This is a genomic window from Nonomuraea longicatena (genome assembly GCF_039525605.1).
GTDB classification, from domain to species: domain Bacteria; phylum Actinomycetota; class Actinomycetes; order Streptosporangiales; family Streptosporangiaceae; genus Nonomuraea; species Nonomuraea longicatena.
Genome location: NZ_BAAAHQ010000049.1, coordinates 21,707 through 36,489, shown reverse-complemented (window position 1 = coordinate 36,489; position 14,783 = coordinate 21,707). Strand labels below are relative to the sequence as shown.

Below are 14,783 nucleotides of genomic sequence, written 5' to 3'. Positions count from 1 at the left end.
GGCGGCCGTCAGTCAGTGACCTCGGGGACCTCGGTGACCGTGCCCGCGCCGACGGTGAGGCCGCCTTCGCGGATGGCGAAGCCGAGACCGGCCTCCACCGCCACCTCCCGGCCGAGCTGCACGGCGACCTCGACCGTGTCGCCCGGACGGGCGGGCCCGGCCAGGTCGATGCGGCCCGGGACGTCGGTCGTGCGCAGGTAGAACTGCGGCCGGTAGCCGTCGGCGATCGGCTTGCGCCGTCCGCCTTCCTCGGGGGTGAGCAGGTAGACGCGGGCGGTGAACGAGCCGCTGGCCCGCTGGCTGCCGGGGGCGGCCAGCACCATGCCGCGACGCACCTGCTCGCGGCGCACGCCGCGCAGCAGGACGGCCGCGTTGTCTCCGGCCTCGCCCCGCTCCATCGTCTTGCCGAACGTCTCCACGCCGGTGACGACCGCGCTGTAGGTGTCGCCGAAGCCGACGACGTCCACGGTGTCGCCGACGCGCACGACGCCCCGCTCGATCGCCCCGGTGACGACCGTGCCCCGGCCGGTGACCGTGATCACGTTCTCCACCGGGAGCAGGAACGGCGCGTCCACGTAACGGACCGGGACCGGGACGTGGTCGTCGACCGCCTGCAGCAGCGCCACCACGGAGGCGGTCCACTGCGGGTCGCCTTCGAGCGCCCTCAGCCCGGAGACCCTGACCATCGGCACGTCGGGGTAGCCGTGCTCGGCCAGCAGCTCCGACAGCTCCAGCTCGACCAGGTCGGCGAGCTCGGGGTCGGCGCCGTCGGCCTTGTTGAGCGCGACGACCAGGTGCTCGACCCCGACCCGCCGGGCGAGCAGGACGTGCTCGCGGGTCTGCGGCATGATGCCGTCCTGCGCGGAGACCACGAGGATGGCGCCGTCGAGCTGCGCCGCACCGGTGATCATGTTCTTGACGTAATCGGCGTGGCCGGGCATGTCCACGTGCGCGTAGTGGCGGGTGGCGGTTTCGTACTCGACGTGCGAGATGTTGATCGTGATGCCGCGCCGCGCCTCCTCGGGGGTGCGGTCGATCCGCTCGAACGGCGTGTACGTCGCCCCGCCGCGCTCGGCGAGCACCTTGGTGATCGCCGCGGTCAGCGTGGTCTTCCCGTGGTCGACGTGCCCCATCGTGCCGATGTTGAGGTGGGGCTTGTTGCGGACGTACGCCTGCTTGGCCATGATTCCTTCCCTTGGGACGTCCTGGTGAGTGAGTGACCCGCCGAGGGGTCTTCCACCCCTCCCCGCCGGGTCACATCAGGACATACGGGAAGGGGTCAGCGCTCCAGGCCGTCGCAGGCACGCTCGAAGACGCCCGCGGCGGCGGGCGTGATCGGCTGAGCGTGCAGGAACATGAGCGTCATAGTGCCGCATCACAGCGTCGCGGGACAATCGGTTATTCCCTCCTGCGGGTGAGCAGGGCGAGGGCCAGGGCCGCGACGGCGAGTGCGGCGCCGGTGCCGTACGTCGGCGCGGGCCCGCAGATGAGGGTCAGGCCGCCGGCCAGCGTCCCGGCGCCGATCCCCGCGTAGATCGCCGACGAGTTCAGGGAGACCACCAGCGACGCCTCCTCCGGGGCGGCCGCGATGAGGCGGTGCTGCTGCGGCGGGGTCTGGCACCAGCTGCTCGCCCCCCAGCCCGCCACCAGGACGGCGACGGCCACCGGCGAGGCCGACCCGGTGGCGGCCATCACCCCCAGCAGCCCCAGACTGGCCGCCATCACGACATATCCGGTCAGGAGGACGCGGGTGGCGCCCCACCGGTCCGTGGCGTACCCGGCGGTCAGGCTCCCGGCGACGGCGCCGAGGCCGTACCCGAAGAGCATCGGGGCCGGATCGGCCACGCCGACGGCCTGCAGCGCGGGGACGCTGTACGCGTACACGGTGTATCCGGCCGCCATGCCCAGCACCGACAGCGGCAGCACCGCCCGGACGGCGGGTCGGCGCAACACGCCGAGCCGTTGCCGCAGCGGCACCCTCGGCCCGCCGGGCAGGTCCGGCAGACTCGCGAGCACGCCCGCGCCGACCGCCAGGCAGGCGAGCGCGACCAGCACGAGCGCGGCCCGCCAGCCGAGCCACTCACCGATCAGCCCGCCGAGCGGCACCCCGACGGCCGTGGCGACGGACAGCCCGCCGATCACGGTGGCCAGCGCGCGGCCCCGCGCTTCGGGGGTCGCGAGGGCGGCGGCGACCGCGCCCGCGTTGGGCGTGAACGCCGCCGCCCCTGCGGCGGCCACCACCCGGGTGGCCAGCAGGAGGGGGAAGGTCGGGGCCAGCGCCGAGCCGAGGTTGGCGAGTGTGAGCACCGCCAGCGCCGCGACCAGCAGGGTGCGCCGGGGCAGCCGCGCCGTCATGGTGGCGAGGACGGGCGCCAGCACGGCGTAGGCCACCGCGAACACGGTGACCGACCACCCGGCGACGCTCTCGCCGACACCCAGGGACTCCGCCATCGCGGGCAGGAACCCGGCGACGACGAACGCGTCGGTTCCGACGGCGAAGGTCCCGAGGGCCAGGACCGCCGTCGGCAGTGATCCGCCCCTGACAACAATCGGGACATTTGACATCCCGTTTCTCCTCGCACTTCGGCGACACTCGGCATACTCAGGTCGAGCGGAGACAGCGCGCCCGCTCGTCGCGGTGGCGCCTCAGGCGCCGTGGCGTTCGTAGTGGCGGCGGATGCGGCCGGGGGCGCCGGGCGGAGCCTCCGCGAGCAGGTCGGCGAGGGTCTGGCCGGCCAGCTCACGGCGCCAGGCGAGCTCGGCCCTGCGCATGGCGGTCGCCACACCGCACGGACGGGCGAACTCCCGCGCCGAAGCCTCGGCGCCCGCCCCCTTCTGCCGGATCTCCGCGCACCGGAACGCCTCGCTCGGCCCCTCGACCGCCGCGACGACGTCCATGAGGGTGATCTCGGCAGGCGCCCTGGCCAGCCGGAACCCGCCACGGACCCCTGGCACGGACTGAAGGATGCCCGCCCTGACCAGCGCCTGGAGCTGCTTCTTCAGGTAGACCGGCGGCAGCTCGAACAGCCCCGCCAGCCGCCCGGTCGGCACCGGAGCCTCATCCTCCAGCCACGCCAGTGCCAGGCAGCAGTGCAGGCCCCATTCGACCCCTTCACCCATCCGCATAAAGGGGATATTACCCGTCCCCTTTGAGTTCCGTCATGTTCCGCTTCATCCACGGGTAGCTCCGGTCGCCCCGCAGCCGCGTGAGCGGCACCTCGATCCGGCTGCCCGGCCGCTCGTCGCCGGTCAGCCCGAGGCCGCGCACCAACGCCCGGCCCCCTCTCCCGCGCGGCATCGTGAAGACCACCGTGTCGATGCCCTCGGCGCGTAGTTCGTGCCAGAGCCGCAGCGCCGTCCGCACGCCGTGGTGCCTGCCCCGACGGTCCGGGTGGATCACGAAGGCGCGCACGTCGCACGTGCCCGGCCGCTGGCCAGCTTGCCGAGCGGCCCTTCGTACCAGCAGCGATAGACGAAATACACCCACATCACACCCTCGATCGGCTGGCACGATCATGGCAGAGGGCCGCTACGAGGTCGTCCAGCGGCCGTCGGCCTGGGCGCGTTCGACCTCGGCCAGCCCGGCGGCCCGCATGCGGCCGCCCGCCCGGAGGCGTTCGACACGGGCGACGTTGCTCGCCGACCAGGTGCTACGAGGGCGGCGCGGGGTGTAGCGCTGGAGGTAGGTCGCGCCGTCGCGGCGGCGGGTGAGGCCGTCGATCCACCCGAAGCACAGCGCCTCTTCGACGGCCTGCTCGTAGGTGAGGCTGGTCGGCTCCGTCGTGCCCTTCTTGGCCAGGACCACCCACGCCTCCTCCGTGGAGGCGTGGTGGTCGGCCAGCCAGTTCCGCCAGGCGGCGGCGTCGGCGAGAACGATCACGGCTGGTCCTTCAGCGAGGCGAGGACCTCCAGGTAGTGCGGGTTGTACATGAAGCCCAGCACGTTGCCCCAGGGGTCGGTGACGGTGGCGGTGATGAAGCCGGTACCCCGGTCGCGCGGCGCGTCCAGTTCCTTCGCCCCCATCGTCAGGAGCTTGTCCAGCACAGCCTGTACGTCGTCGACGTGCCAGAAGACCACGGCCCCCGCAGGCCCGCCGATCGTGTCGGGCGAGGGCACCTTGGCCATCTCGCTACCGGCGTATGCGCTGTTGATGATGCCGAACTCGTGCCGGTAGTCGCCGATCCGCCACTCCATGTACCCCGGGGTGTCCATGTACGGCGGGATCCCGAACAGCTCGGTGTACCAGGCCCTCGCGGCGTCGAAGTCGGAGGCGTAGAAGCTGGTGGTGGTGAGTCCTCGCAACATGTGCGTTTCCCTTTCTCGCAGGCGTTGGTTCGATAATCCACGGTAAAGTGCTCACCGAATGAGCACTTTTTCAGAAAAGATGGGGACATGCGCGCTGATCGTCTCGTCGCCACCCTCCTGCTGCTCCAGGCCCGTGGGCGGGTGACCGCGTCCGAGCTGGCCGAAGAGCTGGAGATCTCCGTGGCCACCGCCCGCCGCGACCTGGAGGCCCTGTCGACCGCCGGGATCCCGGTCTATCCGCAGCCGGGACGCGGCGGCGGCTGGTCACTCGTGGGCGGGGCCCGTACCGACCTGAGCGGGCTCAACGCGGCCGAGTCCCGGGCCCTGTTCCTGCTGCTCGGCCCGGCCAGCGCCGCCACGCCCGAGCTGACCTCCGCGCTGCGCAAGCTGGTGCGGGCGCTGCCCGCCACCTTCCGGGCCGACGCCGACGCCGCCGCGCGGGCGGTCGTGTCCGACCCCTCGGGCTGGGGTGAGCAGGGGCGCGAGCGGCCCGCGCTGGTCGAACCGCTGCAGACCGCCGTGGTGCGCCGGTCCAAGGTACGGCTGGCCTACGGAGGCAAGGAACGACTGGTCGATCCGCTGGGCCTGGCGGACAAGGACGGCCTCTGGTACCTGATCGCGGGCACGCCCGACGGCAGGCGCACCTTCCGGGTCGACCGGATCACCGAGGCCGAGGTCACCGGGCTGCCCGCCGAACGCCCCGACGACTTCGACCTGCCCTCGGAGTGGGCGCGGGTCGTGGCGGACATGGAGCGGCTGCGCTCGCTCGTCACGGCGGAGGTGCTGATCGAGGGCAGGTACCTGCCGGTGCTGCGCACTCATTTCGGACGGCACTGCGAACCCGTCGGCCCCGAGGACGACGGCCGGGTCCGCGTCCGGGTGTCCGCCCACATGCCGCGTTCGATAGCCGAGCAACTGGCCGGGTGGGGCGCCATGGTGGAGGTGGTCGCGCCGGAGACCGTCCGCGCCGAACTCGCCAGGATCGGCCGGGAACTCACCGAGCGCTACACCGGCCCCTGACCCCGCGCGGGCACCGCACCGCAGCCCCCACGGGAGGCGGCATACGTCATCCCGTCATCCCGTCGAGAGGGCCGCCGCCTCATGGAAACGGCGTCCGTCATCCCCGCGAAGGGCTCCGCCGACGGACCATCGGCCCGCGCGGGGGAAGGCGCGCGGGCCGAAGGCGGGGTCAGGCGGCCGCGCGGGCGGCGAGGGTGACCGTGGCCTCCTTCCGGACTCCGGCGACCTCGACGGCGACCACGATCTGGCCCTTGCGCAGGGCGGTCAGCTCGCCGGTCGCCGGGTCGAGGACGGCGGTGTGCCATGGCTTGGCCCCGGAGCGGGCGCCGAGGTGCAGGCCGGGCGAGCCACTCCATCGTGCCGAGACCGGGTGGGCGACGGGCACCTGGCGGGTTCCCTGGGTGAGGGTGGCGCTCACCTTGCCCGGCGTGCCGACGGCGACGGTGGCGGGCGCGGTCAGGGTCAGGGCGTCCACGTGCGGCCGGGTCTGCGTGGCGAGCCAGGCGGGCGCGTCGACGAACCAGTTGCGCCGCACGTGCGCGGCCTCCCGCTCGCTGACGGGGTCGACGCCCCACAGCGACCAGCCGGTGAAGCCGCCGTCGTCCGGGGCGGTCGCCGGGTTCTTGCCCGCGTTCCCGTTGATGAAGTATGGCACCGCGTCCACCCGCGAGGCGTGGAAGGTGCCGACGTGCGCGCCGATGTAGGCGGCGCCCTTGCCCGTGGTGCGCTGGAAGTCGGCCAGCCACCGCTCGACCAGCGCGGCCTCCTTGCGGTCGCCGAGCTGGCTGCCCTTGCCCGGCGTGGGGTCGCGCGGCGGCACGTGGAACAGGACCGCGACCGAGCCGACGGCCTCGTCCCGGGCGGCCGCGTCGAGCTGGGCGCGCAGCATGGCGACCTGGTCGAAGCCGCCGCCGCGCAGGTTGAGGCGGGAGGTGTCGAGGGTGACGAACCGGGTGCCCTTGTGGTCGAAACTGCCGTAGGTGTCCCCGAAGACGGCCCGGAAGTTGTCGATCTTGCCGCCCATCACCTCATGATTACCCGGGATGTAGTGATATTTCACCGTTCCGCCGAGCTCTTCATCCAGGATCCGTTTCGCCAGCGCGAAGTCCTCCGGCGACGCCTCGTCCACGAGATCCCCGTTGATCAGCAGGAAGTCCGGCCCGGCCGCCTTGATCTCGCGCAGCGTCCGGCGCGTGTTGCGGACGATGTCGCTGTCCGGGTCGCGGGCCACGAACTGCGCGTCCGACATCACCGCGAACCGCCACGGCATGCCGTCCACGGACGGCTGGACGACCGGGTCCGCGGTCTTGGCCGCCGGCGGCGACTGGACGGCGGGCGGCACCTTCGCCACGAGCCCGTCGATGGCGATCTCGCCCGTGTACTTGGCGTCCGACCTGGTCTCGGCCACGTAGAAGCGCCGCAGCCGCAGCGGGTAGCTCACCCCGGCGGGGACGGTGAACTCGACGTACTTCCATCCGGTCCAGGTGAGGTACGGCCCGCGCAGGATCTGCGACTGCCCCAGGCCGTCGTAGAACTCCAGCGACGGCCACTCGCCCTTGCCCGTCGAGTGGATCCACAGGCCGAACGCCTGCGGCTGCCCCGGCACGACGAGCTGGCCGGGCGGGCTGGCGTAGGCGGCACGGGTGGCGGTCGACTGGGTGAAGTCGTAGGACAGCTTCAGCCCGCCACCGCTCTGGCCGGGCGCGGCCGACAGGGAGCCGGTGGCGCGGGCGGCGGCGAAGGTCCAGGAGGCGGCGTTCTCGAAGTCGGCGACGGCCTGCTCGTCCATACCCACGGTCACCGGCACGGCGACCTCGGTTCTGCCGGTCCTCACGGTGATCAGGCCGGAGCCCTTGTCCTGCTTGGCCTTGACCGTGAACGCGCCCTGCGCGGTGGGCGTGACCTCGAACATCGCCCGGTCGTAGTCGAGTTCCAGGTCGGCGGGCTCGATCGGGGCCGAGTTGCCGTTGCGGTCGTAGCCGACGACGCCGAACGCGCCGGTGGCCTCGGCCGTGGCCAGGCCGACGCGGTCGGTGGTGGCTCCGAGCCGGGTGAGCGGCTGCAGCACGGTCAGCCCGAGCGTGCCCTTGGCGCCGCCGCGCGAGGCGGTGACGGTGGTCTGGCCGGGCACGAGGGCGTGGAAGACGCCCTTGCGGTCCACGGTGCCGTGCACGGCCGGGTTGGCCCGCCACGACGGGGTGCCCTCGGCCGGGCCGTACGTCTCGTCGTGTCCGGCGGCGCTGAGCCGCCGCGAGAGCCCGGGGAAGACGCGGTCGGGGCGGCCACCGGCGACGGGGGCGGCGCCGGGCGCCCGCCTGGGGTCGGTCGCGGTCTCCAGCCAGAAGCCCTTGAGCCTGCCGCTGCCCTCGGGGGCGTACAGCGCCAGGCCGTTGGGGACCGGGCGTTCGCCGCCGTCGGACGGGCTGTTCTCCACCTGCGGCTCGGCCGAGCCGGGCTCGCGGGCGAGCAGGGTGGAGGAGCCGCCGCCGTCGAGGTTGAGCGCGTTGTGCGCGCCGAGTTCGACCATCAGGGCGGCCAGTTCGCTGAGGGTGACGCCCCGGCTGTCGGCCTGGCGGCCGTCCACGGTGAGGAGGTACATCTTGCGGCCGTCGGCGGAGAAGCCGACGGCGGTGCGCGGGTGGGCGGCCGGGTCCGAGGACGGCTGCGCGGCGCCGTCCTTGACGAGCACGTGGTTGCCGCCGATGGCGGTCTTCACCTCGCCGCCGTCCGACGGCTTGGGCCGGTAGGCGACCTCGACGCGGTCGCCCGGCTTGAGCGCGGCCAGCGCGGCGGCTCCGGCGTCGCGGCCGAGCAGGATCGTGGTGCCGGCGGGGATGGGGCCGCTGCCCGCCGTGTCGCGGACCTCGGTGACGGCGCCGCCGGTCAGGACGACCTCGGTCACCTTGGCGGCGCCCTCGACGGCGCGGGCGCGCGGGTAGGAGCCCCACAACGGGGTGAACAGGCCGACGCCGTCGGCCTGGACGAGCTGGTTGAACTGGGTGAGCGCGATCGAAGCGGCGCCCTGCGGAGTGGCGGTGCCCTCGAAATGCATCTTGAGCACGCGGCCGACGCCGTCGCCGGTGATCGCGACCGCCTGGTTCCAGCCGCTGGTCGGGGACTGGACGAGGGCGCCGTCGCGCACGCCGATGCCGAGGGCGGCCCCGGAGCGGTTGATGTCGAAGAAGTCGCCGTTGACCGCGGCGACCGCGCGGGCGCGCCCGGCCGGGCCGGACAGCGGCTCGGTCTTGCTGACCTCGCCGGAGTTCAGGTAGCCCGCCTCCGCGCCGCCGCCGAGGTCGGCGGACAGCGCGTCGGCGCGCAGCCAGCCGGCGGCGTCGTAGCGGTCGAAGGAGGTGAGCGTGATGCCGGGGGCGACCGGCCGGCTCTGCCGGTCCGTCTCCAGGTGCTTGGGGGCGGGGGCGGCGAGGAGGGTGGAGGGCGGGGGGTAGGAGGAGGCGGGGGGTGCGTCCTCGACCGGAGGCCGGGGGTCGGCCACCGCGGTTAACACCAGTGCCGCGGCGGTCGCAATCTTGAGGGGGATCACGTCCCGAACTCAATCGCTCGCGGATATAACTTTCAAGACTTGAGGGTGAACTGTAAGAAAATTTCATCCGGGATCGGCCCGGGTACGGGGCACTCCCCCACGCCCGGGCCGCCGGGTCAGCGGGTGCCGGTGACCTTCCAGATCTTGCCGTTGGCCTTGGACAGGATGTAGAGCTCGCCCGCGCGATCGGTGCCGAAGCGCAGGTCCACCCGGGTGCTGCCGGCCAGGTCCCGCATGGTCGTCAGGGAACCGGCCGAGGTGTGGACCTTGAGCTGGTACAGCGGCGCCAGGTCCGTGCCGCCGCGCGTCATCTCCGGTTCCTCGGTGGCGAAGATCCAGCCCTGGACCAGGTCGCCGAAAACATACTTTCCGCGCAGCGCGGGCAGGGCGCCGCCCCGGTAGACGAACCCGCCCGCGATGGCCCGGCCGAGGTCGCCGGTGCAGCCGGGCGGGCCGTTGTGGTCGTAGGCGGCGACCGGGTAGGTGTAGCCGTGGCGGGCGTCGTCGGCGGGCAGACCGTACAGGTAGCAGGGTTCTGAGCGGTTGAAGACGAAGGCGCCCTCGCGCTCGCTCCACCCGAAATCATCCCCCGCCCGTATGTCGTAGACGGCCTCGATGTCGTGCTCGCCGATGTGGCCGAGGAACATGCGGCCGGTGCCGCCCCGGTCCCAGCTGAAGCGGTGCGGGTCGCGCAGGCCGAGCGCGTAGATCTCGCCCAGCGTGCCCGCCTGCCCGGTGAACGGGTTCGCGGCCGGGATGCCGTAGCGGCCGTTGGCGCTGTCGGTCCCGCGCGGGTCGATCCGCAGGATCTTGCCGAACGGCTGGTCGCGCTGCCGGGCCACGGTGCTGCTGGTACCCCGGCCGCCGTCGCCGACCGCGATGTACAACAGCCCGTGGTCCGGGCTGCCAGGGGCGGCGTTGGGGTTGAAGTCGATCTGCTGGATCGCGTGGATCGTGGTGCCGAAACCGAGCCGCAGCACCTGCCTGCGGGTGCCGGCGAACGTCGGCGCCGCCGGGTCGGCCGCCGTCCACTCGGTGACGACGCTCTGGACGGCGGCGCTCGACTGGGTCCAGTCGGCGCGCTGGCCGCTCAGCGCCTGGAACGCCTCGCTGTGCACGGTGTAGAAGCGGCCGTTGGCGGCGAAGTCGGGGTGGAAGGCGACGAAGCCGAAGCCGCTGCCGAGACCGCGCCCGGAGAAGAAGTTCGAGCCGACGGCGGCGCGCACGTCGAGGTAGGTGGCGGGCGCGCCGCCCGCCACCGGGAGCACGTACAGCCGGCCGTTCAGGTCGGGCACGAAGCGGCGACCGTCGGCGATCTGGCTGAGGTGGTTGATCCGGGCGTGGCGGCGCAGCCGCGAGTCCGTGGGGCTCGGGACCGGCTCCGACCGGGGGAACTGGGCGATCTCGGTGAGAACCAGACCGAGGGCGGACTGGATCGGGTTCTCCGGGATAGGGTCGGCGACGGGCCCGCCGGGGGTGCCGCCGCCACCGTCGGCGCCCTCGGTGAGGGCGTCGAGGTTGGGCAGGCCGTCCGCGGTGGTGGCGGTGAGGCGGACCTGGTTGGCCCCGGCGTTCAGCGGCGCGGAGACGGTGGTGTTGGCCCAGGTCGTCCAGGCTCCGGTGGTCGCGAAGGAGATCGTGGAGTGGGTGGTGCCGTTGATCGTGAGCGTGGCGGGACGGGCGCCCGGGGTGCCGTTGGCGTACCTGAAGGCCAGGACGGCGGTGCCCGCCGCCGGCTGCCGCACGGCGAACTCCACCGCGGCTCCGGCGACGTTGTCGCTGTTGACGAAGCCGGTGCCCGAGTAGCCGGCGTGGTTGCTCTCGACCGCCCCGCTGACGATGACGGCGTTCTCCGCCTCGTAGACGATCGCGGCCGCCGCCCCGCTCTGGCCGGGTAAGACCAGTACGGCCAGCAGGCCGGCCACCAGGAGCGTGGCCAGCGTCCTTCTGTGCATGGGAACCTTCCTCCAGCTAAAGGTTGGATCTGTTCTCGCACTATCTCCGATGAGTCATCCGATGAATAGGGGGAGCCCCTTGGTGCCGGGACTCCCCCTCAGGTGGTGCGGGTCAGCGGGTGGCGGCGTTGGAGTTGCCCGCCAGCTTCGTCGAGGCCAGGTCATTGGCCAGGATCGCGGTCTCGACCTGGGCGACCGTCGAGGAGGAGGTCACACCCGGCAGCGTCGCCGTGCCCAGGGCGTACAGCGTGAACTCGTACTTGTGCGTCGAGCCGCCGGGGCAGGGCCCGAAGTACTGCAGCGCCTTGTTCCCCGAGCCCATCGCCTTCTGCTTGGCGGGCGACTGGTTCGGCACGTTGAAGCCGAGCCCGAGGCCCTCGGGCAGCGAGGTCCTGGTGGCGGGGATGTCCCAGACGGCCCAGTGCTTGCCGCCGTTGGCGGTGTCGATGAAGGTCATCGCGAGGCTCTGGGTGCCCTGGGGGACGTTGCTCCAGGCGAGCTGCGGTGAGATGTCGTTGCCTGACACCCCGTCCTGCGTGCAGGTGAACCTGGCCGGGATGGTGCCGTTGTCGGCGAAGGCGGTGCTGGTCAGCGTCATCGGCGGGCCGGCGAAGCGCAGCTTGACGATCTCGTTGTCGATCGTGGCCGGCGTGCCCCCGTTCTTGTCGTTGTCGGTGGCGGTCAGCCACAGGCCGCCGTCCGGGGTCTTCGCCACGGTGCGCAGGCGGCCCCAGTCTCCGTTGAAGAAGGCGCGCGGGGTGTCGGTCGTGCTGCCGTTGATCTTCATGACCCACAGGCGCGCGCCGCGCACCGCCGCCATGTAGATCCAGTCGTTGACGATCTCCAGGCCGCTCGGCGAGGCGGAGGAGACGCTCCACTGGCGTACCGGGTTCACGTAGCGCGAGTCGCCGCACTGACCCTCGCAGGTGGGCCAGCCGTAGTTCTTGCCGCGCTCGATGAGGTTGAGTTCGTCCCAGGTGCCGTCGCCGAACTCGGCGGACCACAGCCTGCCCTGGGAGTCCCAGGCGATGCCCTGCGGGTTGCGGTGGCCGAGGCTGTAGACGCGCGGGGCGGTGGCGAACGGATTGCCGGGGGCGCCTGCGCCGGTGGGCGTGACGCGCAGGATCTTGCCGTTCAGCGAGCCCAGATCCTGTGCCCTGCTGCTGGTCTGGGCGTCGCCGGTGGTGATGTAGAGCATGCCGTCCGGGCCGAACTTGATCCGGCCGCCGTTGTGGAACTTGGCCTTGGAGATGCCGGTGACGATCGGCTCGCGCGGGCCGATCGCGTCGTTCTGGAAGGTGAAACGGACGACGCGGTTGTCGCCTGAGGCCGTGTGGTAGGCGTAGACGTAACGGTCGGTGGCGAAGTTCGGCGACAGCGCGAGGCCCAGCAGGCCGCCCTCGCCGACGGTGCCGACCGCTTCGGTGATCTTGCCGACGACGGTCTTCTGGCCGGTCGGGCTCACCTTGACGATCTCGAAGCGGTCGCGTTCGGCCACCAGCGCGTTGCCGTCGGGAAGGAAGGCGATGCCCCACGGCAGGTCGAGCTGGGTGATGTTGCGCTCGAAGATCGGGTCGCCGCCGATCGCCTGCGTCGAGGTGCGCACCCGCAGCGCCGCACTCCTGGCGGAGACGTTGCCGTTGGCGTCGAACGCCTCGACCTGGAAGGAGTACTCGGTGTTCTGGGTCAGGCCGGTCGCCGTCGCGGTGGTGTCGGGGACGGTCGCGAAGCGGGTGCCGTCGCGGTAGACGTGGTAACCGGTGACCTCGACGTTGTCGGCCGAGGCGTCCCAGACCAGCGTGACGCTGGTGGATCCGGCCGAGGTGGAGCGCACGCCCACGGGCACCGTCGGCGCCTGGGCGTCGTCGCTCGGCGGCGTGGTGATCGGCACGTTCCCGCTGGTCGGCGAGGAGTTCCCGGCCGCGTCCGTGGCGAGCACGCTCAGCACGTACCCGGTGTTGGGCGTCAGGCCGGTGACCGTCGCGGTGGTCTGGTTGCCGCCGACGGTCTTGAGGACGTTGCCGCCGTTGTAGATCACGTAGCTGGACACGCCGACGTTGTCGGTCGAGGCGTCCCAGGCCAGGTCCACGGCGTTCGGCCGCACCTCGCCCACGACCCGCAGGTTGCCCGGTGCCGTCGGCGGCTCGGGGTCGGCCGGGACGGCGGTGCTGATGCGGTCGAGGTTGGGCCCGCCGCTGGCGGTCGAGGACGTGGCGCGCAGCTTGTTGGACCCGGCGATGAGCGGTACGGTCACCGCCTTCTCCGTCCAGCCCGTCCACACGGTGGTGCTCGGGAAGTTCACGCCTGCGGGGGTGCCGCCGTTGACCGAGATGTCCATCGGGCGGTCCACCGTGGTGCCATTGGCGTACCTGAAGCGCACCTCGTAATTGCCCGCGGTGGGCGCGTTGATCGTGAACTCGACGTACGAGCCCACCACGTTGTCCAGGTTGACGAACCCGGTGCCGGTGAAGCCCGCGTGGTTGGACTCGACCGCGCCCTGGACGACGGTGGCGTCCTCGGCCTGCAGGTCGCTGCTGGGGGCGGCCACCTCGACGTCCGCGAAGTCGAGGTTGGGGTTGCCGTTGGCGGTGGTCGCGGTGAGGCGGACGCGGTTGGTCCCGGCGACGACGGGTGCGCTCACCGTGGAGGTCACCCAGGTGGTCCAGGCGCCGGTCCCGGTGAAGTCGCGCGCGGGCGAGACCACGGTGCCGTTGACGGCGACGTCGGCGGGGCGGTTGATCGTCGTGCCGTTCGCGTAGCGGATGCCGATGGTGGCCTGGCCTGCGGCGGCGGCGGTGACGGTGAACTCCGTGTAGGAGCCCGCCACGTTGTCGCCGTTGACGAAGCCGGCGCCGGAGTGGCCGGCGTGGTTGGACTCCACCACGCCCTGGACGATGGTGGCGTTCTCGGCTTCGTACCTGGTCGGGGCCGCGTGGGCGGGACCGGTGACCACCGTGCCCAGCACCAGCACGGCCGCGAGCGCGCCTGCGGACCAGCGCGCCCGGGAGAGAGCTCGCATGACTCCTCCATTAAGGGGGCTAAGTTAGGAAAACTTCCTAACTTCAAAATTGATAGGAGCACTCGCCCTCAGACGTGTCAAGCACATGAACGTTCCACGCGCAAGTCCTCCCACCACTGGCGGATCCAGCCGCGTCAGCGCAGACTGGACGGACAGGCTGTGGACCTACAGGCGAACGTGGAGCATCTGTGGACAACCACCTCGACCACCTGCCGGTACTCTCTCGGGGCAAGCACCGCAACCCCAAACGCGGCGCCTGCTTCATGGAGCTGGCCTCCTACCTGGCCGGAGAGCGCTGGAGCGATCACCCGGCCTGCACGCACCCGCTGCTGGCCGCCCTCGCCCGCCTCGTCAACGACAACACCTCCGATGACAACCGGGGCAAGCTCCTCGGGCTGGTGCCCTCGATCATCGGGCTCACCAGCGACGACCTGCGCGTGGACGCCACCATCGCGCTGCGCTCGGCCACGACGGCGCTGCCGGTGGCCGCCGCCGAGCGGCAACTCGCCCTCGCCGTGTCGGTGCTCGCCGCCGAGGAGATGCTGGCCCGGCTCGACGGGCGACCGTCCGGGCAGCTCTCACCGCCTGCTGCGGCGGCCCTGGCGCAGGTGCCGAAGACGGCCGCCCACGCACGCCGGTTCAGCAGGGCGGCCCGGATCAGCGAGAAGGGCTTCAGGAAGTACGCCGCGCCCAACGCGGTGCAGTTGTCGGTGGTCGGCATCGTGCAGGCGTGCACCCCGGACCCCGACACGCTGCTGCGCGAACTGCTGACCACGGCCATCGCCGACACCACCCTGCTCACGGCCCGTACTCCCGTGCCCGAACGAGCACCCGCCGCCGTGTGAGGCGCGCGTCGCTCGGGGCGCTTTTCCGCAGGTCAGGCTAGCCTCCCCTTCGTTGCGGATCTTCTAGATCTATGCCTGAATCGGGCATAACGCAG

The 14,783-nt window shown here is 72.1% G+C and carries 11 protein-coding genes; 2 read left to right on the top strand and 9 right to left on the bottom strand.

All coding sequences use genetic code 11. The features are described 5' to 3' along the window. Nucleotides 1-8: 8 nt before the first annotated feature. The 6 genes from tuf to ABD120_RS35400 form a co-directional block, all read right to left on the bottom strand. Nucleotides 9-1,184, bottom strand: a complete 1,176-nt coding sequence (tuf, locus tag ABD120_RS35425; protein ID WP_343954711.1) for an elongation factor Tu — start codon at nucleotides 1,182-1,184, stop codon at nucleotides 9-11. A gap of 214 nt (nucleotides 1,185-1,398) precedes the next feature. Next, nucleotides 1,399-2,565 carry an MFS transporter gene (locus tag ABD120_RS35420; protein ID WP_343954710.1) on the bottom strand — a complete coding sequence of 389 codons (1,167 nt, stop codon included), beginning with the start codon at nucleotides 2,563-2,565 and terminating at the stop codon, nucleotides 1,399-1,401. An 81-nt stretch (nucleotides 2,566-2,646) separates the two neighbouring features. After that, nucleotides 2,647-3,126 carry an RrF2 family transcriptional regulator gene (locus ABD120_RS35415; RefSeq protein ID WP_343954709.1) on the bottom strand — a complete coding sequence of 160 codons (480 nt, stop codon included), beginning with the start codon at nucleotides 3,124-3,126 and terminating at the stop codon, nucleotides 2,647-2,649. Between the two features lie 10 nt (nucleotides 3,127-3,136). After that, nucleotides 3,137-3,412: a hypothetical protein gene (locus ABD120_RS35410; protein ID WP_343954708.1), complete on the bottom strand. Its 276-nt coding sequence runs from the start codon at nucleotides 3,410-3,412 to the stop codon at nucleotides 3,137-3,139. A 117-nt stretch (nucleotides 3,413-3,529) separates the two neighbouring features. Next, nucleotides 3,530-3,880: a YdeI/OmpD-associated family protein gene (locus ABD120_RS35405; RefSeq protein WP_343954707.1), complete on the bottom strand. Its 351-nt coding sequence runs from the start codon at nucleotides 3,878-3,880 to the stop codon at nucleotides 3,530-3,532. Beyond that, nucleotides 3,877-4,305, bottom strand: a complete 429-nt coding sequence (locus ABD120_RS35400; RefSeq protein WP_343954706.1) for a VOC family protein — start codon at nucleotides 4,303-4,305, stop codon at nucleotides 3,877-3,879. Before ABD120_RS35400 ends, ABD120_RS35405 begins: the two co-directional genes overlap by 4 nt. Before the next feature lie 87 nt (nucleotides 4,306-4,392). On the opposite strand from ABD120_RS35400, the gene ABD120_RS35395 reads away from it, so the two are divergent. Then, nucleotides 4,393-5,325, top strand: a complete 933-nt coding sequence (locus tag ABD120_RS35395) for a helix-turn-helix transcriptional regulator (RefSeq protein WP_343954705.1) — start codon at nucleotides 4,393-4,395, stop codon at nucleotides 5,323-5,325. 169 nt (nucleotides 5,326-5,494) lie between these two features. On the opposite strand, the gene ABD120_RS35390 is transcribed toward ABD120_RS35395, so the two are convergent. The 3 genes from ABD120_RS35390 to ABD120_RS35380 form a co-directional block, all read right to left on the bottom strand. Next, complete coding sequence (locus ABD120_RS35390) at nucleotides 5,495-8,869, bottom strand: phosphodiester glycosidase family protein (protein ID WP_343954704.1); 3,375 nt, start codon at nucleotides 8,867-8,869, stop codon at nucleotides 5,495-5,497. Between the two features lie 116 nt (nucleotides 8,870-8,985). Further along, entirely contained in the window at nucleotides 8,986-10,824 is a 1,839-nt protein-coding gene (locus ABD120_RS35385; protein ID WP_343954703.1) for a PQQ-dependent sugar dehydrogenase, read from the bottom strand. Between the two features lie 112 nt (nucleotides 10,825-10,936). After that, nucleotides 10,937-13,843, bottom strand: coding sequence for a YbhB/YbcL family Raf kinase inhibitor-like protein (locus ABD120_RS35380; RefSeq protein WP_343954702.1), 2,907 nt, complete (start codon nucleotides 13,841-13,843; stop codon nucleotides 10,937-10,939). 188 nt (nucleotides 13,844-14,031) lie between these two features. Between ABD120_RS35380 and ABD120_RS35375 the strand changes: the two genes are divergently transcribed. Then, a complete protein-coding gene (locus ABD120_RS35375; protein ID WP_343954700.1) occupies nucleotides 14,032-14,688 on the top strand; it encodes a hypothetical protein in 657 nt (218 codons plus the stop codon). The last annotated feature ends 95 nt before the right edge of the window (nucleotides 14,689-14,783 follow it).